The organism is Wenzhouxiangella psychrophila, assembly GCF_042310375.1.
Lineage (GTDB): Bacteria > Pseudomonadota > Gammaproteobacteria > Xanthomonadales > Wenzhouxiangellaceae > Wenzhouxiangella.
Map to the genome: position 1 here is coordinate 129,911 of NZ_JBHJMQ010000009.1, position 23,308 is coordinate 153,218.

A 23,308-nucleotide genomic window follows, 5' to 3' on the forward strand; every position below is an offset into this window, starting at 1 on the left:
TCATGCGCCGGCCCCGCATCGTCCCGGCACTTCCGGGACGATGCGGGGGACGGCCCGCCCCACAGCCCCCAGCAACCCCAGCCCGGATAGTTGCCGCCCCCAACCAAATCACCAACTCACCAAAGCACTAAAAAGCCACCTCCCCCTGTCACGATCCGGCCCGTTTTCCCGTAATATCAGGCACAACCAACTGGGTTAAATGAGGGATTTCCTTATGATGGACTTCAAGATCGGTGAAGTACTTGGCTTGATGGCCAAAACGTTGCCGTTTCTGATCTTCCGCTTCCTGATCTATTTCGGCATCACGCTCGCCTACGTGCTGGTCACGGGCGTCGGTGCGGGCGTCGGGTACTTTATCGGCCACATCGGCGACGATCCCGGCTCGTTCAGCGTCTGGGGCGGCATGGTCGGCTTCGGCATCACCTCGGCCATCCTCTACTTCCTGCGCGAGTACCTGCTCTACATGGTCAAGGCCGGCCATATCGCCGTGCTGGTCGAACTGCTCGAGGGACGGGAGCTTCCCGAGGGCAAGGGCCAGATCGACTACGCCCAGGGCATCGTTCGCGAGCGCTTCGTGGAATCCTCCGTCCTGTTCGGCATCGACCAGCTGATCAAGGGCGTGCTCAAGGCTTTCAATCGCGCGTTTTTCACCATCACCGCCTTTCTGCCCATCCCGGGCGTGCAGGGCCTGGTGAAATTCATCAATACCGTCATCAACCTGTCGCTGACCTATCTCGACGAGGTGATCCTGGCACACAACATGCGCACCAAGGCCGACAACCCCTGGCGCTCGGGCCAGACCGCGCTGGTTCTGTACGCACAGAACTACAAGACCTTCCTGAAGAATGCCTTCTGGCTGGCCTTCTTCATCTGGGCCATGACTTTCCTCGTCTTCCTGGTGGTGCTGCTGCCCGTCGCCGGCCTGGTCTCCCTGTTCCCGGGAACTGCCGGCATCCTGACCCTGGTCATCGCCCTGGTCTTCGCCTGGGGCATCAAGCAGGCCGTCATCGAGCCCATCGGCATGACCGCCCTGATGCAGGTCTACTTCAACGTTACCGAGGGCCAGGAGCCGAACCCCGAGTGGGACGACAAGCTGAGCAGCGTCTCCAAGAAGTTCGGCGAAATCAAGACCAAGGCCCTGGACTGGGATCGTGAGAAGGGCACAAAACCTCAAGCCTCCAACGAACCGCCACAGGGCGAGGCGCCGCAGCCAGAACAGAGCTGATCACGAACTACAAAAGCGATGTACCCGCGGGGTTTCAGCCCTGCCACAACAAGAAATCGAACTGCCCCGCAGCCACCGGTTGCGGGGCTTTTTTCAGTTAGTTCGCCCCTCGATTGCCTCGATCGTCGTTCGCCAGGGCAGCAGTGCGTTGCGAACACGGGCGGGAAAACCACTGACGGCCCGAAGATGCTTGATATCGCCCAGTGCGGGATCATCCGGCAGCCCGGAGTCCCTCAACATTCCGGCAAACCGTTCATATGCGGCAACAATCTCGGCGTGGGTGCGCCCGGGCAGCCATTGCATCAGCATCGACGCGCTCGCCGTTGTAATTGCGCAGGCTTCGCCGGAGAAAGCGGCTTGCTCGATCCGCCCGTCGACCACCCTGAGTTCGATGAGAATATCGTCACCGCACAACGCGTCCTGACCGCGCGCACTATGGGTGACACCATCCAGGCGACCGTAGTGATGCGGAGAGCGGTTGTGGTCGAGGATGACCCGTTGATAAAGCTGGTCGAGCGCCATGGCCGGGAATTCTACCCCGGGAGCCGAATCAAATGCCTCAGGTCAGCATTTCCCGGGCCTTGCCCAGAGCCTCGATGAAGATATCGATTTCGTTGCGGAGATTGTAGGGGGCAAAGGAGACACGCGCGGTGGCCGGCACGTCGAAGAACTGCATCACAGGCATGGCGCAATGGTGGCCGGTGCGGATGGCGACCCCGAAATGATCAACGATCGTGCCGATATCGTTGGGATGGGCGCCATCCAGGGTGAAGGAGACGACCGGGCCCTTGTGCTCGGCCGTGCCGATGACGGTTAGCCCGTCGACGGCCTGCATCTTCTCGGTGGCGTAATCGAGCAGGCGTTCCTCCTGCCAGACGATGCCCTCCAGGCCGGTTTCCTCCAGAAACTCCACCGCCTTGCCGAAACCGATGGCGCCGGAGATATTGGGTGTGCCCGCCTCGAACTTGTGCGGCAGGTCGTTGTAGGTGGTGCCTTCGAAACTGACGCGCTTGATCATCTCGCCCCCACCCTGCCACGGCGGCATGTCCTCGAGAATGGCCTCGCGCGCCCACAGCGCGCCGATACCGGTCGGCCCGTACATCTTGTGGGCGGAGATGCAGTAGAAATCGCAACCCAGTGCCTGGACATCAACGTCCATGTGCGGCGTGGCCTGTGCTCCGTCGACCAGCACCGGCACATCATGCTTCTTTGCGATCCGGCAGACGTCCTCGACCGGATTGATCGTGCCCAGGGCGTTGGATACGTGCACCATGCCGATAAGCTTCGTTCGCTCATTGACCATCGCCGCCAGCTCGTCGACCAGCAGCTCACCCTTGTGGTTGATGGGCGCGACCTTGAGCCACGCGCCGGTCTGCTCGCACAACATCTGCCACGGCACGATATTGGAATGGTGTTCCATGTGCGTGATCAGGATTTCGTCGCCTTCGGCCAGGCGCGGGCGCAGGTAGGCCTGGGCGACGAGGTTGATTGCTTCGGTCGTCCCGCGGGTAAACACGACTTCACGGATGGAATCGGCATTGAGCAGGCGGCGCACGGATTCGCGCGCACCCTCGAACTGTTCAGAGGCCTCGACCGAAAGCTGGTGGACGCCGCGGTGCACGTTGGCGTTGTAGCGGCGATAGAAATCATCCATCGCCTCTATGACCTTCAGCGGGCGCTGGGCCGTGGCGGCATTGTCGAAGTAGACCAGCGGCTTGTCGTCGTGCACCTGGCGTGCGAGCACGGGAAACTGATCGCGCAGGGCGAACACATCGAGCTGGTCTTTGACTTTCGATTCGACTGTTTCCATTGTCGTAGCTTCCAAAAAATCTTATTAACGCAAAGACGCAAAGCAGCGAAGAACGCAAAGAAATGAATGAATTGGCTTAGAAACTCTCTTTAACTTCACTCAATCGCATCAATGTTTGGGTCTTCTTCCAGATATGGTTCCCTTTGCGCTCTTTGCTGCTTCGCGTCTTTGCGTTTGTAAGATTTTCAAAGAACCAATTCCAGTTCACGCAACAACCAGCTCCGCAGCGTCTCATCGGCAAGGCCTTCCAGCGGGGCGGCGGCGAAGCCGTATTTCAGCAGGCGGTTGGCTTCCTCGGTGGGCAGGCCGCGCGAGCGCAGGTAGAACAGCGCCTCGTCGTCGAGCTGGCCGATGGTCGCGCCGTGGCTGGCGGTAACGTCCTCGGAATAGATCTCCAGTTCCGGCTTGGCGTTGATGCGCGCCTGCTCGCCGAGCAGCAGGTTGGCCGTATTCAGGTCGGAGTGGCTGTCGTCTGAATCCTCGTGAATATGGATGCGGCCGTTGAATACACCGACGCCGGTGCCGTCGGCCAGGATGCGGAAGGACTCCCGGCTGTTGGTGTGCCCGGTGCAGTGGTCGATCGAGGTGTGATAGTCGACGTGCTGCTTCGAGTCGAGCACGACCGTACCGTCGATTTCGCCAAGCGAGCCGGCCTCATTCAGGAAGACGTTCAGATCCTGGCGGCCCAGCCTCGCGCCCGTATCAAGCACAAAGCTTCGATACTCGGCATCGCGCACGACGTCCACGCAGGTGCGGGCTACCCGCACGGTGTCGCCGCCGGAACGGCACATGACATGGTTCAAGGCGGCGCCCTGCCCTACCTTGATGTCAGTGACGGCATTGATCATGCCTTCGCCGCCGCCGGTCTGAACCTCGACCAGGGTAGCGCGGGCGTTATCCGCAAGTTCGATGAACAGCCGGGGATGCACCGCCCCGCCAAAATCATCGGACGTGGTAGTCGCCAATACCAGCGGACGATCCAGCTCGGCTTCGATCGTGACCCGCCAGGCCTGTCCAAAGCGGGCCAGGTTGAGCCAGGCAAAAGCGTCCTCGCGCCCACCATACTCGACACCTTCGAAATCCTCGAGCGTAGCCGGGGCCAGCGTGACTCCCTTGGGCAAATCGGCCGCATCGGCGTTCAGGATGCCGTTGTCAAAGTGCAGCACATACGCTTCGAACGGAATCTCGGGAGCTACAGACGCAGAAGCGGGTTCCGGCTGGAACTCGCGTTTTTCGAGCAGCTTGATCGGCGTGTATTTCCAGGCCTCGGTCTTGAGGTCCGGGAAGCCGTGCTGCATCAGCGCACGCTGTGCAGCCTGACGCAGGTCGCTGAAGTCGTCGGCGGCCAGCGCCGATTCCGGGGCGAGTTTTTCGGCCAGATCACGCATGTTTTTAAGCCTCGGTCGCTTCCGCTTCCAGGTGGGCGTAGCCTTCCGCCTCGAGCCGGTGCGCCAGTTCCTTGCCGCCGGACTCGACGATGCGACCGTCGGACAGCACGTGTACCCGGTCGGGTGTGACATGCTCGAGCAGGCGCTGGTAGTGCGTGATCACAATGAACGAACGCTCGGGGTTCCGCAGGCGATTGATGCCTTCGGCCACCAGCTTGAGGGCATCGATGTCCAGGCCGGAATCGGTCTCGTCGAGAACCGCCAGTTTCGGCTGCAGGATCGCCATCTGCACGATCTCGTTGCGCTTTTTCTCGCCGCCGGAAAAGCCTTCGTTGACGGCGCGCTTGAGCAGGGAATCGTCCATCTTCAGTTGCCCCAGCGTTTCGCGAACGGCCTTGAGGAAATTCATCGAATCCATTTCCTCTTCGCCGCGCGCCTTGCGCTGTGCGTTGAGCGCCGAGCGCAGGAAGTAAGCGTTGTTCACGCCCGGAATCTCGACCGGGTACTGGAAGGCCAGGAACAGACCCGCGGCGGCACGCTCCTCGGGCTCCATCTCGGCAAGATCCTTGCCTTCGAATTCGATCGTACCCTGGGTGACTTCGTAACCGTCGCGTCCGGCCAGCACATGGCCCAGCGTCGACTTGCCTGAGCCGTTCGGGCCCATAATGGCGTGCAGCTCACCGGGGCCGACCTCGAGGTTCAGGCCCTTGAGGATTTCCTTGCCGTCGATGGATGCGTGGAGGTTCGTTATCTTCAACATGATTGGGAGTGATCTCTGTTCAGTTCGATTCGGTTGTTCGGTTCGTGGTGGCTTCGTTAGGGACTTAGTGAATAGAAAAACGAAAATAGAAAATAGGAAAACAAATTCATGAGCGCCCGTCTCTATTTACTTTTTACTATTCACTATTTTCTAGCGATCCACTAACAGCACCAATAGCAAGTTCGTCGCACCGTTAGCCGACGGCGCCCTCCAGTGAAATTTCCAGAAGCGCCTTGGCTTCAACGGCAAATTCCATCGGCAGTTCCTTGAAGACTTCCTTGCAGAAGCCGTCGACGATCAGGGCGACCGCGTCTTCTTCGTCAAGGCCGCGCGAGCGGCAATAGAAGAGCTGGTCTTCTCCAATGCGCGAGGTAGTGGCTTCATGCTCGACCTTGGCGCTGGGATTGAACGATTCGATGTACGGGAAGGTATGCGCCCCGCACTGATTGCCGATGAGCAGGCTGTCGCACTGGGTATAGTTGCGTGCGTTCTCGGCACGCCCGGCCATACGGACCAGGCCGCGGTAACTGTTGTTGCTGTGGCCGGCCGATATGCCCTTGGCAATGATCTTGCTGGTGGTGTTCTTGCCCAGGTGAATCATCTTGGTGCCGGTATCGGCCTGCTGATAGTTCCGCGTCAGCGCCACCGAGTAGAACTCGCCGGAGGAACGATCGCCGCGGAGAATGCAGGACGGGTACTTCCAGGTGATGGCCGAACCCGTCTCGACCTGTGTCCAGGTGATGCGCGCGTCGTCCTCGCGGCAGTCGCCACGCTTGGTGACGAAATTGTAGATACCGCCCTTGCCGTTCTCGTCGCCCGGGTACCAGTTCTGGACGGTCGAGTACTTGATATGAGCCTTTTCCTTGGCGACCAGTTCCACCACAGCGGCATGTAGCTGGTTTTCGTCGCGCATGGGCGCGGTGCAGCCTTCCAGATAGCTGACATGGCTGCCCGGTTCGGCAATGATCAGCGTGCGCTCGAACTGCCCCGTGTCGCGGGCGTTGATGCGGAAGTAGGTCGACAGTTCCATCGGGCAGCGCGTGTCCTTCGGGATGTAGACGAAGGATCCGTCGGTGAACACCGCCGAGTTGAGCGCGGCAAAATAGTTGTCCGTGTGCGGCACGACCGATCCCAGGTACTCGCGTACCAGCTCGGGGTATTCCTGTACGGCTTCGGAGAAGCTGCAGAAGATGACGCCGGCTTCCTTGAGTTCCTTCTGAAAGGTGGTGCCGACCGAAACCGAATCGAACACGGCGTCGACGGCCACCCCGGCCAGGCGCTCGCGCTCGTGCAACGGCACGCCCAGCTTGTCGAAGGTCTCAAGTAGCTTGGGGTCGACCTCGTCGAGGCTCTTGGGCCGGTTCTCCTGCTTCGGAGCCGCGTAGTAGTGGATCTTCTGGAAATCGATGGCCGGCAGCTTCAAATGCGCCCAGTCGGGGCCGACCATCTTCTGCCACTGGTGAAACGCCTTCAGGCGCCACTCCAGCAGCCACTCCGGCTCGCTTTTCTTGGCCGAGATCATGGCGATGATTTCTTCGTTCAGCCCGGCCGGGACGCGATCGGATTCGATATCGGTATAGAACCCAGCCTTGTAGCGCTGCTGTATGTAATTCTGGACCTGTTCGGTGGTCTGACTCATGAAACTTCCCGTTGAGATGAGGCCTCGACTTCGGCACGGATGGCGATACGGCGCGATGACGGCTCGGCCAGGTCGGCCAGGCTCAGGCCCGCCAGGGCGCTCTCGACGGCCTGTCCGATCTTCTGCCAATTACCCCGCAGGCTGCAGTCGGATTCGTGCGAACACAGCCCCGGTTCCAGCCCGCATTCGGTCAGGGCAATCGGCCCTTCCATGGCGCTGACGATGCCGGCGATCGAAATATCCTCCGGCGGCTCGGCCAGCTCGTAGCCACCGTTGACGCCGCGAATCGAAGTGACAAGGCCGGCGCGCGCCAGGGTCTTGAGCACCTTGGCCACCGTCGGCGGTTCCAGCCGGGTCACCTCGGCCAGCCGGCTTGCCGGTACGCATTCATCACGCCGGTTCGCAAGGGCGGCCAGAAGCACCGTGGCGTAGTCGGTCAATTTGCTGATTCGAAGCATGATGTTCGCGCCCGTATCCGTCCGTTCTTCAATTATGGAGGCCCGAAGCCGGCGAAACAAGACCGAATTGGTATTGTTTCGCCGGAACAACCCACGCTGACCGACTGCTAAACTACCGCCGCCTATCGGATTTCGACTTGCGCGCATGATCAACGAAAATTTCAGCATCAACATGAATTGGTCGATGGGACAGCAAGACAGTGGCGACCCGACCCGCTATATCGCCCTGCCCTTCCAGGCCCACTCGATCCATGACGGCCAGGTGCTGCTCATGGTGGCCGGGAGCACCGAAACAAGACGTCTCCCCGTGCAGCTCGCCCATTTACTGAGCTGTTGCACCGGGCTTCGAACCATCGCGGAGCATGCCCGGCACGCCGCCGGCGCGATGCGCCTGCCCCACCAACAGGTCGCCGGCCTGAAGCAGCCACTGCAGCAATTGATCGACGCGAAGCTTCTGACAAGCGAGCGTGATCTTTTCGAGAACCTGGCGGCCGGGGATGACGCAAACGACGACGAACACCCCATCGAGACCCTGTTCATCCGCACCTGCGCACGCCCGGAAACCCTTCGCCGACTGCTCGAAAGCCTGGCACGACAGCCGGAGGGCGGACTGAAGCGCTGCGTCATCATCGACGACTCGAAGGAAGCCTCGGACCGCCAGGCGACCCGCGAAGCCGTCGAAGCCGCCCGTTCGATGTTCGGCATCGGCCTGCACCTGGTCGATCACGCGCGGCGCCGGGCGTTGCTGAAAACGATCGCGCATGCCGTGGGCTGCGAGTCCGCGTCGCTGGAATGGTTCCTTGAAGGTGAAGCCGACGAGAAAGCGCTCACCTACGGCGCTGGCCCCAACCTGTCGCTGCTGCTTGGCGCCGGCTCCCGCTTCGCCTTGATGGATGACGACGCCACCCTCGATGCCTTTGTGCCCGAGGGCTCCCGAAACCGACCGATCTTTTCGCCCGAACCGGATGATCGGCTTTGGCTTCCCGATCCCGATGCCGAAGTGCCCGGTTCCGACCTCGGCCAGCTTGACGAGAACCCCTTGAGCGCTCACGCGCGCTATCTCGGACGCCGCCCGGGCGACCTGCTCGATGCCGACGATCCCGACCGCAGCGAGACGCTGGGACAACTCACGCCCGACCTGCTGCATCAATTAACCAAACAGCCGCGCATCAGGCTGACCTGCAGCGGTGTACTCGGAGACCCCGGCACCGAAGATGTGCAGTGGATCTACGGCATGCCGGCCGAAGACTTGCGCGTTCTGTGTTCGAGCGAAGATGCCTATCGGCGCCGCGTCTTTCAGCGGCGTGTGCTGCGCTGCCCCCAACGCGCGGTGGCCACACCGGCCTACGGTTTGATGACGACCACGCTGACCGGCGTGGACAATCGCGAGTTACTGCTGCCCACCGCCGCGCGGGAACGCAACGAGGACATGCTGCTGGGGGCCCTGATCGCCTTTCTCTATCCCAGGGCACTGCACCTTACCTTGCCCCATGCCCTCTACCACATGCGCCCGAAACCGCAGGAGTGGTCGGCCGACGATCTGGATCGGGTGCGACGCCCCGGCCGGGCCCGCTATCTCTGCGCCTGGCTCGAAGACCTGGCGCCGCAGTGCCACACCCGCGATCCGCAGGCGCGAACCGATATGCTCATCGCGGCCCTGCGCGACCTCGCCCAACAGGACCGGGACTCGCTGAAAGCAGCCGTCGAAAGGCTCCAGACGGAACTGCGCTCCAACCTGGTCCAGCGCATTCAACGAAGTTGCGACGAACTCAAGCCACCCGACTGGCTGAGGGCCGATTTCCGCCGCGTGATGGAGGCCTGCGCCACGATTCCCGCGGACGAGCCGGACCGCCTCGATCGCATCGCCGCATCGACCCAGCGTTTCGCGGCCAATTACGCCGACAAGCTGCCCGACTGGTGCCGGGCCTGGCGCCACTGCAGCGACACCGGTATCGAACGCCTTCTGGAGACCGCCGGTGAGTGAAGTCGACGCCCGCCGGCAGCTGGCCGAAGCCTGGGCGGCCGCCGAACTCGGCTGGGGGGCCTGGGAAAGCGAATCCATCTCCAGCGACGCCAGCTTCCGGCGTTATTTTCGCCTGAGCCGTGACGGTGACTCGAGCGTGGTCATGGACGCGCCGCCCGAGCACGAGGACACTGATGCATTCGTCGATGTGGCCGCGCGCCTGGCGCAAAGCGGTGTGCACGTACCCGAAGTCCTGGCCCACGATTCCGAACAGGGCCTGGTATTGCTCGAAGACCTGGGCACTCGCCCCTATCACCATGTACTCGACGAGGAAAACGCCGACTGGCTCTTCGGAGATGCAGTCGAGGCCCTGATCCGCTTCCAGCATGGGGCCGATGTCGACGGCCTGCCGGACTACGATCCGGCGCTTCTGATGCGCGAACTGGCGCTGTTCCCGGACTGGTTTCTCGCCCGCCACTGGCAGGTCGAACCGACCGACGGCGAGCTCGATGGCTGGGACATGGCCTGCGCCACGCTCCTGCGCTGGGCGCTGGATCAACCGCAGGTGTTCTGCCATCGCGACTACATGCCGCGCAACCTGATGGTGGCCGATCCCAACCCCGGCATCATCGATTTCCAGGACGCCGTTCGCGGCCCGATCAGTTACGACCCCGTCTGCCTTTTCCGTGACGCGTTCCTGAGCTGGCCGGTCGAGCGCGTCGACGCCTGGCTGGAGAGGTACCGCCAGCGGGCGAGCGACGCCGGGCTGCCGGTTCCACAGGACCCGGATCTCTGGCGCAGAACGTGCGACTTCATGGGCGTGCAGCGCCACCTCAAGGTCATCGGCATCTTCGCCAGGATCCGCTACCGCGACGGCAAGCCGAAGTATCTCGAGGACGCTCCGCGGTTTTTCGCTTACCTCGACCAGGCGATCGACCGCAATCCGGAACTGGCCGACTTACAGCGGTTGCTGAACGCCTGGCGCAGCCGGGCTAACGGCGCCGCGGCTGATTGAATTTCAGGCCACCTCGACTCGATCGCGACCACCGCGCTTGGCGCGGTAGAGCGCCCGGTCGGCCTGGCCAACGCACTCAACCCAAGTCATGCGCTCGGGACGGCACTCCACCACACCGAAACTGGCGCGAAGATCGACCTTGCGATCGTCCAGACGCAAGTCCCCATGACCCATCTCCGAGCGAAGTCGCTCGGCGACCTGCTCGGCCTGCTGTCTGTCGGCGCCCGGCAGCAACACCATGAACTCCTCGCCGCCGTAGCGGAAGGCATAGTCGCTGTCCCGGATCACGCCCTGGATCAGCTCGGCGGCACGGCAAAGCGCCCGGTCTCCCACCTGGTGGCCGAACCGATCGTTGACGTCCTTGAAGTGGTCCAGATCGATGAGCACGACCGACAGGGGCAATTCGCGCTCACGCGCTCGCTGCATCTCACGCTCTGCAATGGCGTCCAGCGACAGACGGTTGTACAAGCCGGTCAACGCATCCTGCTCGGCGAGGTCGGACAGCTCCACCTGCTTTTCCCGGAACAGAACCAGGACCAGCGCCATGGTCAGCGCATAGCCGTAGATCATCGAAACGACGAAAATACCGATCTGGAACGGATCGCTGACGAAGGAAGTGGTCAGGGCTGGGCTGATCAGCGCGTAGCCGAATCGCAACGCCAGCAACGCGGCAAAGGACATGATGATCAGGGCGACGGCGCGATGAAAGCGCCTCATGCCGGGTCGACGTGCGCGCCAAAGCAGCCCGCCGGCATAAAAGCCCAGTACGATGTACAGGCCGGACTGCAGGATGACCCGCCAGCGCAAGCTCTCGCGCAACTCGGGCAGCACGAAGACGGACAGGAACATGAAGATCATCACGACCAGCACCGGCCAGAACCAGCTGCCGCGCCCCAGGTAACGCTGGATACCGACCAATACCATGCCATGCCCCAATCCGATCAGGGAATTGGCCAGTGACGCCGCGACCCAGGTCGGTACCGGAACCTCCAGCGTCTGCAGAATATGACCGAGCAGGTAACCCAGACCGAAGCCCAGGCCGGCGACGGTCCAGTCGACGAGTGCCCGCGAGCGCATGCCGGCCAGGTAGATCCCGATCATCGTGGCCGCCATGAGAAAGCCGCTGACGCTGGACGCGAAAGCCAGCGTGCGCACATCCAGAAGCAGTAATTCAGTCATATTGCCCGTCTTCCCTCAACGTCAGGGATTCCTATTTTCCACTATGGACACGCCAATCACCATGCAAGATGCCGGCCATTCAAGACCGCACACCAACAATTTGGCAAAATACGAGGCGAAAGCGTGGCCGGCAGGCCGACGGCATCTCCCGTCACGGCCGCAAAGTTCAGTATCCGTTGTCCAATGTCGACGGAAAGCGACGGAGAAATCCCGATGAGAGCCATGATCCTGGCGGCCGGTCGCGGCGAGCGGCTGCGACCCTTGACCGACAACACGCCCAAACCGCTGATCGAGGTCGGCGGCAAGCCCTTGATCGTCCACCATCTGGAACGCCTGGCGGCGGCCGGCTTCGAAGACGTGGTGATCAACCTCGGCTGGCTGGGCGGGCAGATCGCCGAGCGCCTGGAGGATGGCCGGATACTCGGGCTGCAGATTCGCTACTCGCAGGAGCCGCCGGGCGCGCTGGAGACTGCCGGCGGCATTGTCGAGGCGCTTCCGCTGCTGGGCGAGAAACCATTTCTGGTCGTCAGCGCCGACGTAATGACCGACTATCCCTTCGGACGGCTTCGCGAAATCGAACTGGCCGGGCAGGCGCACCTGGTGCTGGTGGACAACCCGCCGCACCACCGGGTCGGTGACTTCGGGCTGGAAAGCGGACGGGTCTATGCCGGCAATGGCAAGCGCCTGACGTTCAGCGGTATCGCGGTCTTCGAACCATCACTGTTCGCGGGCTTGTCGCCGGGCCGTCGGCCACTGAGGCCGGTGCTGGAGCAAGCCATCGCTGCCGGCCGGGTCGGCGGAGAGCACTACGCCGGAATGTGGGCCGACATCGGCACGCCGGAGCGTCTTGCAGACGTTCAGCAGTCCTCCGATCCGGACTCCTGAAGGCTGCAGAGAAGTTTCCCGAAGTCGGGCAGCCCGCTCTCACCGGCCAGCATCTGCGACTTCTCACTCAAAAACGGCAGGGCCTGAACGATGGCGTGGAAAATCGCGTTCTGCTCGAACACCCCGTGGACCACTTCCGCGCCCGGGCCCTGGGCATAGACGGGCACGTCCACGCCGGAATGGGTGGCCGACCAGATACCCACGGCCGCTTCCTGGAGGTAATCCGGATCCAGGGGATCGACCTCGTCAAAATCGGGCCGTTGGCCGCCGCGATATCCCGAGCCGTTCGAGTAGCCGAGCACCGTCATGGGCAGTCCGTCTTCATCACGCATCAGGCGGGCTTTCTTGTCGCCCGCCGCCGGCCGCTCGGCCAGGCCGAGAATGGGATTGCCCCGCTTCCCGTAGCCGCCGAACGTGAGTGCGTGGCCGTGATCCGCCGTGACGATGATCAAGGTATCTTCGCCGACCATTTCATCGGCCTTTTTCACTGCGCTGGCGAAGGCGATGGCATCCGTCAGGGCGCGCCAGGCATTGTTGGCATGGTGGGCGTGGTCAATGCGGCCACCCTCCACCATCAGGAAGAAGCCGCGTTGCTCGTCGGACAGCAGGTCCAGCGAGCTGGCTGTCATTTCCGCCAGGGACGGCTCTCCGGCGACGTCCTCGGGCCGGTCATGCTCGTACTGCATGTGACTGGGCTGGAACAGGCCGAGCACCGGGCCTTCGCTGGTTTCGGGCAAGGCTTCGAAACCGTCCAGGTTCCAGACATAGTGACCGTTTTCGTGCCTGGCCCGCCATTCTTCGATCAGGTTGCGGCCGTCGCCGCGATGGCCGCGCTGCTCAGGGTCTTCCGGATCGGTCTCGCTGGAGGGCAGGAAGGCGCGGCGGCCACCGCCGAAGATCACGTCGATGGTCCCGAGCGGGTATTCGATCAACTGGCGCGCGATATCGTGGCATCCGGCGTCGCGCTGCGACGGCGGAATGCCCCGGTCTGTTTCCCAGTCGCGATCGACCGAGCGCGAATACAGCGCGGCCGGCGTGGCGTGTGTAATCCGGGTCGTCGTCACGATACCGGTCTTGAGCCCACCGGCAACGGCCAGATCAAGCAGGGAGACACGCTCGCTGCCAGCCATCGAGGCGCAGTCCCCGCGGGTGGCGTCCTGGTCGACCGAAATTGCACCCGCGTAGCTCTTCACGCCGGTGACCATCGCGGTCATCGTTCCGGCTGAATCGGGCGTCTGACGGTTGGTGTTGTAGGTCTTGGCCAGCCCGGTGTGGCGGAAGCGCTCGAAATGGAGCATGTTTTCCTCGCCTGTTTCGCCGCGCAGCTGCCCCTCGAGGATGCGGGTGGCGGCCACCGTGGCAAGGCTCAGACCGTCACCCACGAAAAGGATGACGTTGCGTGCCTCGCCGGGGTCGTCCATGGCTGCACGACGTTCGGCGATCAGGGTTTCTCCGTCCTGGTACCACTGGACCGGGCTCTCGTCGGCAACAGCGTCGATGGCGACAAGCAGGGCGGCAAGCGTTAAAGAAATGCGGAAGAGATTGGTCGGGTTCATCCTGCTGATTTTAATTCATCCCCATGACGCCAGGGTTGCAACTCGGTCGATTGAATTCCAATCTCAATTGAACGAGTTGCTTGTGACCGGCTAAACTCATCAGTCATTCGAGGGAATGCGTCACTCGCCCAGGGCACATCGCCAAAGGGCAGAAACCAAGGCGTACAGCTGTCGCGCAACTGGCGAACCAGCCGACCCCAGAAACTTGACAAGTGTGTTGGTGTTGTATAACACTAGTACCACATAGACAGACTACCCCCGGGAGGGACCTGAATCATGATCCGCAAGATTGCCTTGATCGGCTTTTGTACCCTGCTCGTCGCCGGCTGCGGCCGCGACGAGACGGAAACCGAATCGCAGACCGGCGCCGAGTCCGGGACCGGCCAGAGCGACGGCGCCAGCGCACTGTTCCAGCGCATCGACGCCGACACCGCCTGGCTGGTCGCCAACCTCGACACGATGCCGGAAGAGCTCAACGAGAAGCTCTGGGCACCGCTGGCATCGATGTCCGAACTCAATCGCCAGACCTACAACACGGTTGCCGACGAACTCGACGAGTCGCCGGTCGTGGCCGCCGTGCTGCGCGAGTTCGCCGAAATCGACAGCCGCGAAGCCTTCATCGAGCGGGGCCTCGCGCCCAACGGCCACTGGGCGATCCATGCGGTTTCGCTGTATCCCTTCGTCCACTGGGAGCTGTCCGATCCGGAAGCCTTCCGCGCGACGCTGGATCGGATCGCTGAGGAAGCCGAGGCCGAGTTGAACTGGCGTAGCGTCGACGACGCCGAAATCCTCTGGGCTGAAATGGAACAGCTGGGCCTGGCGCTTTCCTACGACGAAAATTTCGTAACCTTCGCCCTTGTGCCCGACGACGGCGCCCTGTTGCGCCGCGTTGCCAACCTGGACCAGCCGGCCAACGCCTACGACCCCTCATCCCTGCGCGAATTTTCCGAGGAGCGTGATTACATGCCCTACGGCGGCGGTTACGTCGACTTCGGGCGCATGGTCGACCAGTTGCTCGACAGCGACGATGCCACGCTGGCCGCCGGGCACGAATCCAATCCGCTCAAGGAAATTGCCGGCAGCGAAGCCTGCCGCTCGGAGCTGGGCGCTCTCGTGAACCTCTTCCCGCGTGCCAGCCTCGGCTACACGGACATCGACGATAATTTCATGGCGTTCAACATGATGGTCGAGGCCGACCCGGCCTTCGCCGAGCGCATGCAGGTCATCGCTGATACGCCGGTCGACCTGGACAAGGCCGACGCCGGCCTCGTGGAGTTCGGCCTCGCGCTCAACATCGTTGGCGCCCGCGATTTTGCCCGCGACATCGTCGCCGGCTGGGTTGAGACACCGCCCGAGTGCCAGATTTTCGAGAACGTGCGTGAGAAGGCCGAAGACTGGCAGCTGGCGCTCAACCAGCCCATCCCGCCGGTAGTCACGAACTTTCACGGCCTGCGCCTGAATCTCGATGACATCACGCTGGGCGAAGGCTCGAACGTGGAGTCGGCCGAAGGCTCCCTGGCGCTGTTCATGCGCAATCCGCAAATGATGCTGGGCATGGCCCAGATGTTCTCCCCTGAACTCGCGTCCCTGCAGCTCGAGCCCGGCGGTGAGCCGCAGCCCGTGCCGGCCGGCGTGATTCCCAACCTGCCCGAAGGCGTGCCAGTATTCATGGGCCTGGGCGAGGCCGCACTCGGCCTGACCGTCGGCGAAAACCAGAAGGACCGGCTCGAAGAAGCTATGAATCCGGGCGACGGCGGTAGCGCCATCCTCAGCTACGGCATCAACTTTGGCCGTTATGCCGAAGTGCTCGGCGGCCTGCTCGACAACATGCAGAAGGAACTTGAAGCCATGGGCGAGGATGCAACCGAGAGCGATCCGTCCGATGCCATGACGGCAATGGCCGAACTATACGAGTACACCGAGGCCAGCATGCACCTGACCGAGCGCGGCATCGAGTTCCGCAGCACGGTGACGCTGAAAGAGTAGAGAATCACTCGATTCGCGTTTGCCGAAGAGCCCGCAGTCCATCGAGGACTGCGGGCTCTTCTCGTTTTCAGTCGGGTCGATCGTTGAGCAGATCGCGCACCAGCGGCACCGACAGCGTGCGCCGCTCGGTCAGCGCCCGATGGGCGCCGGATACGACCAGCTCGGCAATTCGCCCGGCATTTCTGGGGGCCCGGCTGAGAATGTAGTCGACCACACCCCGGCCCAGCACAACCTCGTGCTCGGCCGCAAGGGTTCGGACCAATTCGGCCAATTCGGCCTCCTCGAGCGGCTTGAGCGTCAGGCGTGTGGCCTGACCCAAACGCGAGCGCAGGTCTGGCAGCACGAAATCCTCGCGCCCCACGCCGCTCATCACGACGCCCGTTCGCTCTGCGCGCCAGGCGTTGAGGGCATTGAACAGGGCGCGCTCGCCTTGATCATCACCGGCAAGCACACCGACATCATCGATAACCACCCAGTCGCCCCCGGCATGCTCGAGCAGCCTGCGCTGCTGCGGAACGCCCAGGGCGATGAAATGCGCCTGTTCCCCCCGTCGGCAACGATCAGAAAAGAAAGCCGAGAGCAGGTGCGTGCGCCCGGAACCAGCCGGACCCGCAAGGAAATACCAGTTGCCTGCCTCGACGCCCCGCGACAACGTAGCGATCACGGCCTGGTTCGAACCGGCTATGAAGTTGTCGAAGCGGGGTCTTCGCGGCGGCTTGAGCGCCAGTGGAAGCTGGGCACGGCTCACGGCAAAAACCTCAATGCGGTGAGTCGTCACCGCCTTCGCGGCGCGACCGACTCACTTCCAGCGCTCGGCCGGTCCAGATCCAGACGTACTGGGCCAGGGTCAGAACCGCCATGACGCCGACAAACCAGACCAGCCCGATCTGCGCTTCCCTGGGCAGCGGAAAACCGGCCAGGCGAACCAGCACGAACCACATCAGAAAAACCTGGCAGAAAGTATTGAAACGGGACAACTGTGTCGGCTCGGCGCTGAAACGCTCGAAGCGTGTGTAGTAGACATAACCGCCGACAACGATGACCAGGTCGCGCAGGATGACCAGTGCGATCAGCCACCATGGCAATTCAGCCAGCCAGCCCAGGGTCAGGTACCCGGCCATCATCAAAAACTTGTCGGCCAGGGGATCGAAGATGCCGCCCCAGCGAGACTGCCAGGCAAAGCGTCGTGCCAGCCAGCCGTCGAGCAGGTCGGACACGCCGGCGAACACAGCCAGTGCCAGCGCCCACTGGAACTGACCGACCAGCAGCAGCCAGACCATCGGCGGCACGACCACCATGCGGGCAACCGTCAGAAGATTGGGAATGAAGCTCAGGTTCAACGCGCCAGCCTGAAATGCAGTTGCCCGTCGCTTGCACGGCGCTCCGGTTCCAGCAGACCGCCCATGCCGAGGTAAGTCTCGATATCCTGGCGTCCGGACTGGATTTCAAACGTGATCTGCCGGCCTTGCGCGGCAACCACGCGAACGTCTTCGACCACACTGAGATTGGCGATGTAGCGCAGCACTTCGGCATACTGCACTTCGTCGACAACACCGTGGACCGTGACCAGCCAGGTTGACGCTTCGCCCTCCATATCCACCACCGCGTAGCGCGCGGCAAGTGCCGAAGCCAGGCGCTCGAGACCGCTTCGGATCAGCCCCTCGGGTGACTCGCCGCTGTGGTTGAGCCCCGAATCCTGGCCATCGATGCGCCAGCGCCAGCGCCCCGTCCAACGTGGCGCTTCGACCTCGAGTAGCCGCAGGTCAAGCATGGCGATCACGCCGGCGCCGTATCGCCGCGCACTCGCCGCGGCCGACCCAAGAAAGCCGCCTCGCACGTCCTGCAGGGAGATTTCAGTGAGATCCATGGCATCTCCCAGCGGGCGAAGCACTTCGAGGCCCACGCGCTCGGCCTGGTTGCGTATGACGTATTCCAGTCTCGGATCTTCCAGGAACCGCGTACCGATCTCGTCTTCGACGACCGCCCACAACAACACCGCCGGGCGCTCCCTTCCCCAGCGTGGCAGATCGTTGTCCTGGAGCAATTCATTGATGGAAGGCTCGTCAAAGTCCACCTGCAGGCGGAGGGATTCGGCAGGCTCACCCTCCTCGTCGACGACCGTCCGTTGAACGAGCTGCCGGGACAGCACCAGGTCATCCAGATCGGCAGACCCCAGGCCCAACTCGGAGACCAGTGACGCGTCGAAACGGCCGGTCAGACGCGCCAGCACCCGGTCGAGGGCTTCGAGCTGCTCGGCGTCGCTCGTCCGGGTATCGGCTTCGACCTCGACCTCACCGGTATACAGGGAGGCGCCGGCGGTCGGTGCGGCCAGCAGGAAACACAGGGCAAGAAACGGCAGTATTCGAGGCATCACGCGGCAAAGATAGCACAGCAATTTGCGCGGAGTGGAACGAAGGCTCGCGGGCTCAGCGGCGCTGCGCCGCGAAGGCCTCGCGTGCCTCGGCGAACTGGCGCTGCGCCTTCTCGAGGTAGGCCATCACCTCATCGACATAGCCGTCGGCCGACGCGGTCCATACGCGGTTGATGTAGCGCTCGCCGGCGGCAAATGTGCTCATGATGTCGGCGTAGGCCTGCAGCCCGAAGGCATGCTGCATCGACTCGCGCGCCTCGGCGAACGCGAACAGGTCATCGCGAAAATGTCGGTCGATCTCGAAGCGAAACTCGTGCGGCGGAATGTCGCGCCGGCGGCCGACGAGTTCGTCGAGATTGCGGCAGATGCTCTCCAGTGCCGTCTCGAGCGTGCTGATATTGCCTTCGACATGGTGTTCATCGCTCGCCCCGGCGTGATGGGTGCGCTTGAGCATGAAGATGCCGCTAAAACCCAGCCCTACCGCAAACAGATACGGCAGCCACGCGACGGTCTCGACCGAGAGGACGGCGAAAAGTGCGCCCAGCACGAAGCCGGCGGTAATCAGAACGATCGCTACAGCCTTCATCAGCCCATCCCCTGGTAAATCTTGCCCAGCGCGAATCCAACGCCGACCAGTGCCTCACCGACGATCAGGCCGGCGGCCACCGGAATACCTACGTCGTCGGCAAAACGATGTCCGAGACGCCAATCGCTAATGACCCGGACCAGCGTGCCGATGGCATAAGTCAGCACGATGGCAAACGGCAGGTAGAAGCCCAGTCCGGCAGTAATACCCAGGCCGGGAGAGGCCACGCTGAGCAGCGCACCCAGGCCGGCCCCGGCCATATATTTGTCCAGCGGCACTTCACCGCCGAGAATTCCCGACACCATGCTGGCCAGGGCTGCGCCCTGAGGTGCCGGCAACTCCTCGCTGCCGATACCGTAGGCCTCGTGCAGGATGAAGATCAGCGACACGATCAGGATCGGGCCGAGCCAGGCGCCCAGGAACTGTCCCATCTGCTGGACCCGGGGCGTTGCGCCGATCAGGTAGCCGGTCTTGAGGTCGAGCATCAGGTCGGTGGCCTGGCTCATGGCCACGCACACCGCCGCGCCGACCATGATGGCGGCGATGATGGCTTCCGAATCGTCCATGCCGCGGGTAATGAAAATCAGGATCGTCACCGCGATCAACGTCATGCCCGACAGCGGCGACCAGTTGGTGCGGCCGATGGCTTCGGCCAGGATCACCCCGGCAATCCAGATCCACAGCGTGCCCACGATCGCCATGGTGATACCGCGCAGCCATCCGGTCTGATCGGTTGAGGTCACGGCCATGAAGGTCAGCAGCAAGGCCGCGCCGCCGATGGCGAAATAGAGCAGCTTGATCGGCATTTCGTCCTTTGCAAGCGCGGCTTCACTCTTGGCGGCATTCTGCATGCTCTTGACCGCCGTGACGATCAGCGGCAGCGCCATGAGCACGCCGGCCACCGCGCCGCCAATGAGCATACCGATGCCGACGGGACGATAGAGCAGCCCCTGGAGGTTTCCCGGATCACTCAGGGCCTGGCCGGTGTCGGGATTGAGCGGCATCAGTCCGCTGACGTCGAGGAAGGGCGACAAAATCCAGTAACACAGGAAGCCGCCGATGATGAAAGCCACCCCGCCCTTGCCCGCGATGTAGGCCACGCCCACGGTCAGCAGCGACAGGTACCAGACACCGTTCATGTACTCGGGCATGCCAATGCGACTGCCGAGGTCGTAGTAGCTGGTGCCGCTGAGCTGGACGATGCTGTGGATGCCCGCGGCGAACAGCGCCGCGCCGATCAAGTACATCGCCTTGCGCATGCCGGCACCGGGCGACTTGAGAATGGTGGCCACGGCCACCCCGCCCGGATAGGTCAGGCGCTCGTAGTCGATCATCTGCTTCCTCAGCGGGATGATGAAAGCGATACCGAGGAAAGCACCGGCGATGCAGCCGAAAGTCAGCAGGTAGGGATCGAAGTTCGTCTCGCCCAGAATGAAGAAGGCCGGCACGGAGAACATCAGCCCGGAGGCGGCACCGTTGACCGCGCTGGCGACGGTCTGGACGATATTGTTCTCGATGATTGAATTGCGCCGCAGCAGGCCGCGCAGGATGGCGAAGCCGAGAATGGCGGCCAATTCCGACCCCTCGATCGAGAAGCCGAGAATCAGCGCGGCATAACCGATGCTGACCGCGATGATGGCGCCGAGAAAATAGCCCACCAGGACCGCTGTGACGGTCAGTTCGGGATAAGGCCCGTGACGAACGAAGGGTTCAGCTTTGGCATTCACTGGTTATTCTCCGCTTGCTGGATGCGGCCGATCGATGACGAGTCCCCGCCCGTCGGCGCCGGAGTACACTAGCGCATCTGGCGCCCCGGCTCAACGACGGTATCAGTCGCCGTTTCGATCCGTCATAATACGCAGCTTCATTCAAGCAACCCGGCGACACGCGATGAGCGAGCGCAAATCTCCGTCCCTGAGCTACCGCGATGCAGGTGTCGACATCGACGCCGGCAACGCCCTGGTCGATCGCATCAAGCCCCTGGTGGCGGCCACCTCGCGCCCGGAAGTGCTGGGTGGCCTTGGCGGCTTCGGCGGCCTGTTTCATCTGGGCGGGAAGTACCGCGATCCCGTACTCGTCTCCGGCACCGACGGTGTCGGCACCAAGTTGCTGCTGGCCCGGCAACTGGCAAAACACGACACCATCGGCATCGACCTGGTGGCGATGTGCGTCAACGACATCCTCGTCTGCGGGGCCGAGCCGCTGTTCTTCCTCGACTACTTCGCCTGCGGCAAGCTCGATGTCGACGCCGCCGCCGACGTTGTTGCCGGGATCGCCGAAGGCTGCCAGCAGGCCGGTTGCGCCCTGATCGGCGGCGAGACGGCGGAAATGCCAGGCATGTATGGCGAGGGCGAATACGACCTGGCCGGATTTGCCGTCGGCGCGATCGAGCGCCAGGACATCATCGACGGCTCGGACATCGACACCGACTGTGTCGTGCTCGGCCTGGCTTCCAGCGGGCCACACAGCAACGGCTATTCGCTCATTCGCAAGGTCATCGAACTCAGTGGCGCCTCCCTCGAAAGCAGCTTCGATGGCACCAGCCTCGGCAAAGCCCTGCTCGCACCCACCCGCATCTACGCACCACAGCTGCGCAAGCTGGCCGGACGGCACGAGATACGCGGCATGGCCCACATCACCGGCGGCGGCCTGACCGAGAACATCATCCGCGTCCTGCCCGACGGTTTCGGCATCGAGCTCGACACCGGCGCCTGGCAGGCGCCCACAGTGTTCGAATGGCTCCAGGAAAAGGGCGGGATCGACGACGCCGAAATGCGCCGCACCTTCAACATGGGCATCGGTTTCGCCCTGATCGTGCCCGCAGACCAGGCCGACGCCGTTGCCGCAACGCTGGGCGAGCCGGCGCCGGTCATCGGCCGCGTGATCCGCCACGACAACGGCGATCGCGTGCGCTATCTCTGACGTGGCGGCCAGCGATCTTCCGCGCCTGGTGCTGCTGCTGTCCGGGCGCGGCAGCAATTTTCACGCGATCCACGAGGCGGTCGAAGCCGGGCGGCTCGCAGGGCAGATCACCGCGGTCGTCTCCGACCGCCCAAACGCGCGGGGGCTGGCGCTCGCCGCCGAGCTCGGCATCGACACCGTCAGCCTCGACCCGACCCGCTTCGCGGATCGAGCGGCGTTCGAGCAGACCCTGACGAGAGCGATCGCGGGTTTCGAGCCGAGCTACATCGTCCTCGCCGGTTTCATGCGGGTGCTCGGGGCAGACTTCGTCAACCGGCACCTGGGGCGGCTGATCAATATTCATCCTTCGCTTTTGCCGCGCCACCGCGGGCTGAACACGCACCAGCGCGTGCTTGATGCGGGCGAACGCGAGCACGGTGCGAGCGTGCATTTCGTTACCCCGGCACTCGACGCCGGCCCCGTCATCAGCCGCGTGACCATCGACGTTGGCGACGGCGACGATGCGAATTCGCTGGCCGATCGCCTGCTGCCGCTGGAGCACCGCCTCTATCCAGCCACACTGGCACTTTTGCTCAATCAACGGGTCGAACTACGCCATGAATGCATTCGGATTAATGACCAGACACTTGCTCAGCCGCTGGAGCTCGGCCGCGACCTTGGTCTTGACGGCCGCCTGCTCGATCAACGCCATGGCAGCTGAGGAAGCCCCGCTTCCCGCCCACGAAGCGACCTACGAAGTCCTGCGCCACGGCAAGAAGGTGGGCGAACTGACGGTCAGCCTGGAGCAGCTCGAGACCGGCGTCTGGCATTACCGCTCCGACACCCGGGCAACGGCCTGGTGGGTCAAGGCACTGAACATGGCCGCCGAGGAAGCGGCCCACTTCGTCTGGCGCGGCGACCGCATCATGATGCTCACCTATCACCACGCCCAGCATGCCCCGGCCAACAACCGGTTCTTCCAGCACCGCACCGACTGGGAAGCCGGCACTACCCGGGTGCGTACCGAAGAAGGCAGCCAGACGGTCGAACTGGTCGACAACATGGTCGACCCGCTGAGCCTGCGCCTGCAGCTGGCGGTCAACCTGGCGGACGAATCCAAGCGCCGGGGCACGCATGAATTCACTCTGCTCGACCGCGAGGAGGTCAAGCACAAGCAATACAGCTTCGACGGTGAGGAGAATATCGACGTACCGGCCGGCTGCTTCGATGCCATACGCATACGCCGCATCGAGAAGCCGGGCTCGGACAAGAACAACCTGTCCTGGCATTCCGCCGACTTTTACTGGATGCCGGTGCGAATCCTTCGCCAGGAGGAAGGCAAGGACAAGCTCGATATCCGGTTACTGGAGACCGACCTGCCGCTGAACGGTTGCTAGACCTGGGTTGGCTTGTTGGCTTGTTGGCTTGTTGGCTTGTTGGCTTGTTGGCTTGTTGGCTTGTTGGCTTGTTGGCCAATGATATCCGTGGAGCCTGTCCCGATTTCTGTGTAACCGCCCGCCTTCATAGTTGATCGGTGACCCGATCTTCGAATTGGATAATAAATTGGTTCAGCGCGGCCTTCCACT

22 protein-coding genes are annotated in these 23,308 nt (G+C 62.9%); 8 read left to right on the forward strand and 14 right to left on the reverse strand.

Annotated features, from left to right (window positions below; all coding sequences use genetic code 11):
• The first annotated feature begins 214 nt into the window (after window positions 1–214).
• Window positions 215–1,225 carry a hypothetical protein gene (locus ACDC66_RS12100; protein WP_376696985.1) on the forward strand — a complete coding sequence of 337 codons (1,011 nt, stop codon included), beginning with the start codon at window positions 215–217 and terminating at the stop codon, window positions 1,223–1,225.
• Window positions 1,226–1,318: 93 nt separating this feature from the next.
• Here the strand turns inward: ACDC66_RS12100 and sufU are convergent, their stop codons facing one another.
• From sufU to ACDC66_RS12130, 6 genes are all read right to left on the reverse strand, one after another.
• Window positions 1,319–1,747 (reverse strand): Fe-S cluster assembly sulfur transfer protein SufU, encoded by a 429-nt coding sequence (gene sufU, locus ACDC66_RS12105; RefSeq protein ID WP_376696986.1) that lies wholly within the window; start codon window positions 1,745–1,747, stop codon window positions 1,319–1,321.
• 37 nt (window positions 1,748–1,784) lie between these two features.
• A complete protein-coding gene (locus ACDC66_RS12110) occupies window positions 1,785–3,035 on the reverse strand; it encodes a cysteine desulfurase (protein WP_376696987.1) in 1,251 nt (416 codons plus the stop codon).
• A gap of 185 nt (window positions 3,036–3,220) precedes the next feature.
• Window positions 3,221–4,423, reverse strand: coding sequence for a Fe-S cluster assembly protein SufD (sufD, locus tag ACDC66_RS12115; protein ID WP_376696988.1), 1,203 nt, complete (start codon window positions 4,421–4,423; stop codon window positions 3,221–3,223).
• 4 nt (window positions 4,424–4,427) lie between these two features.
• Window positions 4,428–5,183 carry a Fe-S cluster assembly ATPase SufC gene (gene sufC, locus ACDC66_RS12120; RefSeq protein WP_376696989.1) on the reverse strand — a complete coding sequence of 252 codons (756 nt, stop codon included), beginning with the start codon at window positions 5,181–5,183 and terminating at the stop codon, window positions 4,428–4,430.
• A 193-nt stretch (window positions 5,184–5,376) separates the two neighbouring features.
• Window positions 5,377–6,822, reverse strand: coding sequence for a Fe-S cluster assembly protein SufB (gene sufB / locus ACDC66_RS12125; protein WP_376696990.1), 1,446 nt, complete (start codon window positions 6,820–6,822; stop codon window positions 5,377–5,379).
• Complete coding sequence (locus tag ACDC66_RS12130) at window positions 6,819–7,280, reverse strand: SUF system Fe-S cluster assembly regulator (RefSeq protein WP_376696991.1); 462 nt, start codon at window positions 7,278–7,280, stop codon at window positions 6,819–6,821. The genes sufB and ACDC66_RS12130 overlap by 4 nt, the downstream gene beginning before the upstream one ends.
• A 145-nt stretch (window positions 7,281–7,425) precedes the next feature.
• Here ACDC66_RS12130 and ACDC66_RS12135 point away from each other — a divergent pair, with 145 nt between their 5' ends.
• Together ACDC66_RS12135 and ACDC66_RS12140 are read left to right on the forward strand one after the other, a co-directional pair.
• Entirely contained in the window at window positions 7,426–9,264 is a 1,839-nt protein-coding gene (locus ACDC66_RS12135; protein ID WP_376696992.1) for a glycosyltransferase family protein, read from the forward strand.
• Complete coding sequence (locus ACDC66_RS12140) at window positions 9,257–10,258, forward strand: aminoglycoside phosphotransferase family protein (protein ID WP_376696993.1); 1,002 nt, start codon at window positions 9,257–9,259, stop codon at window positions 10,256–10,258. Before ACDC66_RS12135 ends, ACDC66_RS12140 begins: the two co-directional genes overlap by 8 nt.
• 3 nt (window positions 10,259–10,261) lie before the next feature.
• On the opposite strand, the gene ACDC66_RS12145 is transcribed toward ACDC66_RS12140, so the two are convergent.
• On the reverse strand, window positions 10,262–11,437 hold the full coding sequence (locus tag ACDC66_RS12145) for a GGDEF domain-containing protein (protein WP_376696994.1): 1,176 nt from the start codon (window positions 11,435–11,437) through the stop codon (window positions 10,262–10,264).
• Window positions 11,438–11,650: 213 nt separating this feature from the next.
• Here ACDC66_RS12145 and murU point away from each other — a divergent pair, with 213 nt between their 5' ends.
• On the forward strand, window positions 11,651–12,322 hold the full coding sequence (murU, locus tag ACDC66_RS12150; protein ID WP_376696995.1) for an N-acetylmuramate alpha-1-phosphate uridylyltransferase MurU: 672 nt from the start codon (window positions 11,651–11,653) through the stop codon (window positions 12,320–12,322).
• On the opposite strand, the gene ACDC66_RS12155 is transcribed toward murU, so the two are convergent.
• Window positions 12,295–13,878: an alkaline phosphatase gene (locus ACDC66_RS12155; protein WP_376696996.1), complete on the reverse strand. Its 1,584-nt coding sequence runs from the start codon at window positions 13,876–13,878 to the stop codon at window positions 12,295–12,297. The genes murU and ACDC66_RS12155 overlap by 28 nt on opposite strands.
• 276 nt (window positions 13,879–14,154) lie before the next feature.
• Here ACDC66_RS12155 and ACDC66_RS12160 point away from each other — a divergent pair, with 276 nt between their 5' ends.
• Complete coding sequence (locus tag ACDC66_RS12160; RefSeq protein ID WP_376696997.1) at window positions 14,155–15,864, forward strand: hypothetical protein; 1,710 nt, start codon at window positions 14,155–14,157, stop codon at window positions 15,862–15,864.
• 67 nt (window positions 15,865–15,931) lie between these two features.
• On the opposite strand, the gene ACDC66_RS12165 is transcribed toward ACDC66_RS12160, so the two are convergent.
• From ACDC66_RS12165 to ACDC66_RS12185, 5 genes are read right to left on the reverse strand one after another with little or no spacing between them, the layout of a single operon-like run.
• A complete protein-coding gene (locus ACDC66_RS12165) occupies window positions 15,932–16,612 on the reverse strand; it encodes a hypothetical protein (protein WP_376696998.1) in 681 nt (226 codons plus the stop codon).
• Window positions 16,613–16,622: 10 nt separating this feature from the next.
• Window positions 16,623–17,204 carry a CDP-alcohol phosphatidyltransferase family protein gene (locus tag ACDC66_RS12170; protein WP_376696999.1) on the reverse strand — a complete coding sequence of 194 codons (582 nt, stop codon included), beginning with the start codon at window positions 17,202–17,204 and terminating at the stop codon, window positions 16,623–16,625.
• Complete coding sequence (locus ACDC66_RS12175) at window positions 17,201–18,235, reverse strand: DUF2066 domain-containing protein (RefSeq protein ID WP_376697000.1); 1,035 nt, start codon at window positions 18,233–18,235, stop codon at window positions 17,201–17,203. Before ACDC66_RS12175 ends, ACDC66_RS12170 begins: the two co-directional genes overlap by 4 nt.
• 55 nt (window positions 18,236–18,290) lie before the next feature.
• On the reverse strand, window positions 18,291–18,821 hold the full coding sequence (locus ACDC66_RS12180; RefSeq protein ID WP_376697001.1) for a hypothetical protein: 531 nt from the start codon (window positions 18,819–18,821) through the stop codon (window positions 18,291–18,293).
• The gene (locus ACDC66_RS12185) at window positions 18,821–20,548 is read right to left on the reverse strand and encodes an OPT family oligopeptide transporter (protein WP_376697002.1); all 1,728 of its coding nucleotides are present in this window, start codon (window positions 20,546–20,548) and stop codon (window positions 18,821–18,823) included. Before ACDC66_RS12185 ends, ACDC66_RS12180 begins: the two co-directional genes overlap by 1 nt.
• Before the next feature lie 163 nt (window positions 20,549–20,711).
• On the opposite strand from ACDC66_RS12185, the gene purM reads away from it, so the two are divergent.
• Genes purM through ACDC66_RS12200 form a run of 3 tightly spaced genes read left to right on the forward strand, consistent with a single transcriptional unit; the run spans window position 20,712 to window position 23,119 of the window.
• Window positions 20,712–21,743, forward strand: coding sequence for a phosphoribosylformylglycinamidine cyclo-ligase (purM, locus tag ACDC66_RS12190; RefSeq protein WP_376697003.1), 1,032 nt, complete (start codon window positions 20,712–20,714; stop codon window positions 21,741–21,743).
• Window position 21,744: 1 nt separating this feature from the next.
• Window positions 21,745–22,443, forward strand: coding sequence for a phosphoribosylglycinamide formyltransferase (purN, locus tag ACDC66_RS12195; RefSeq protein ID WP_376697004.1), 699 nt, complete (start codon window positions 21,745–21,747; stop codon window positions 22,441–22,443).
• Window positions 22,433–23,119, forward strand: a complete 687-nt coding sequence (locus ACDC66_RS12200; protein ID WP_376697005.1) for a DUF3108 domain-containing protein — start codon at window positions 22,433–22,435, stop codon at window positions 23,117–23,119. Before purN ends, ACDC66_RS12200 begins: the two co-directional genes overlap by 11 nt.
• Here ACDC66_RS12200 and ACDC66_RS12205 read toward each other — a convergent pair.
• Window positions 23,116–23,308, reverse strand: a 193-nt coding sequence (locus tag ACDC66_RS12205; RefSeq protein WP_376697006.1) for a hypothetical protein, incomplete at its 5' end; no start/stop codon positions are given. The two genes, ACDC66_RS12200 and ACDC66_RS12205, sit on opposite strands and share 4 nt — an antisense overlap.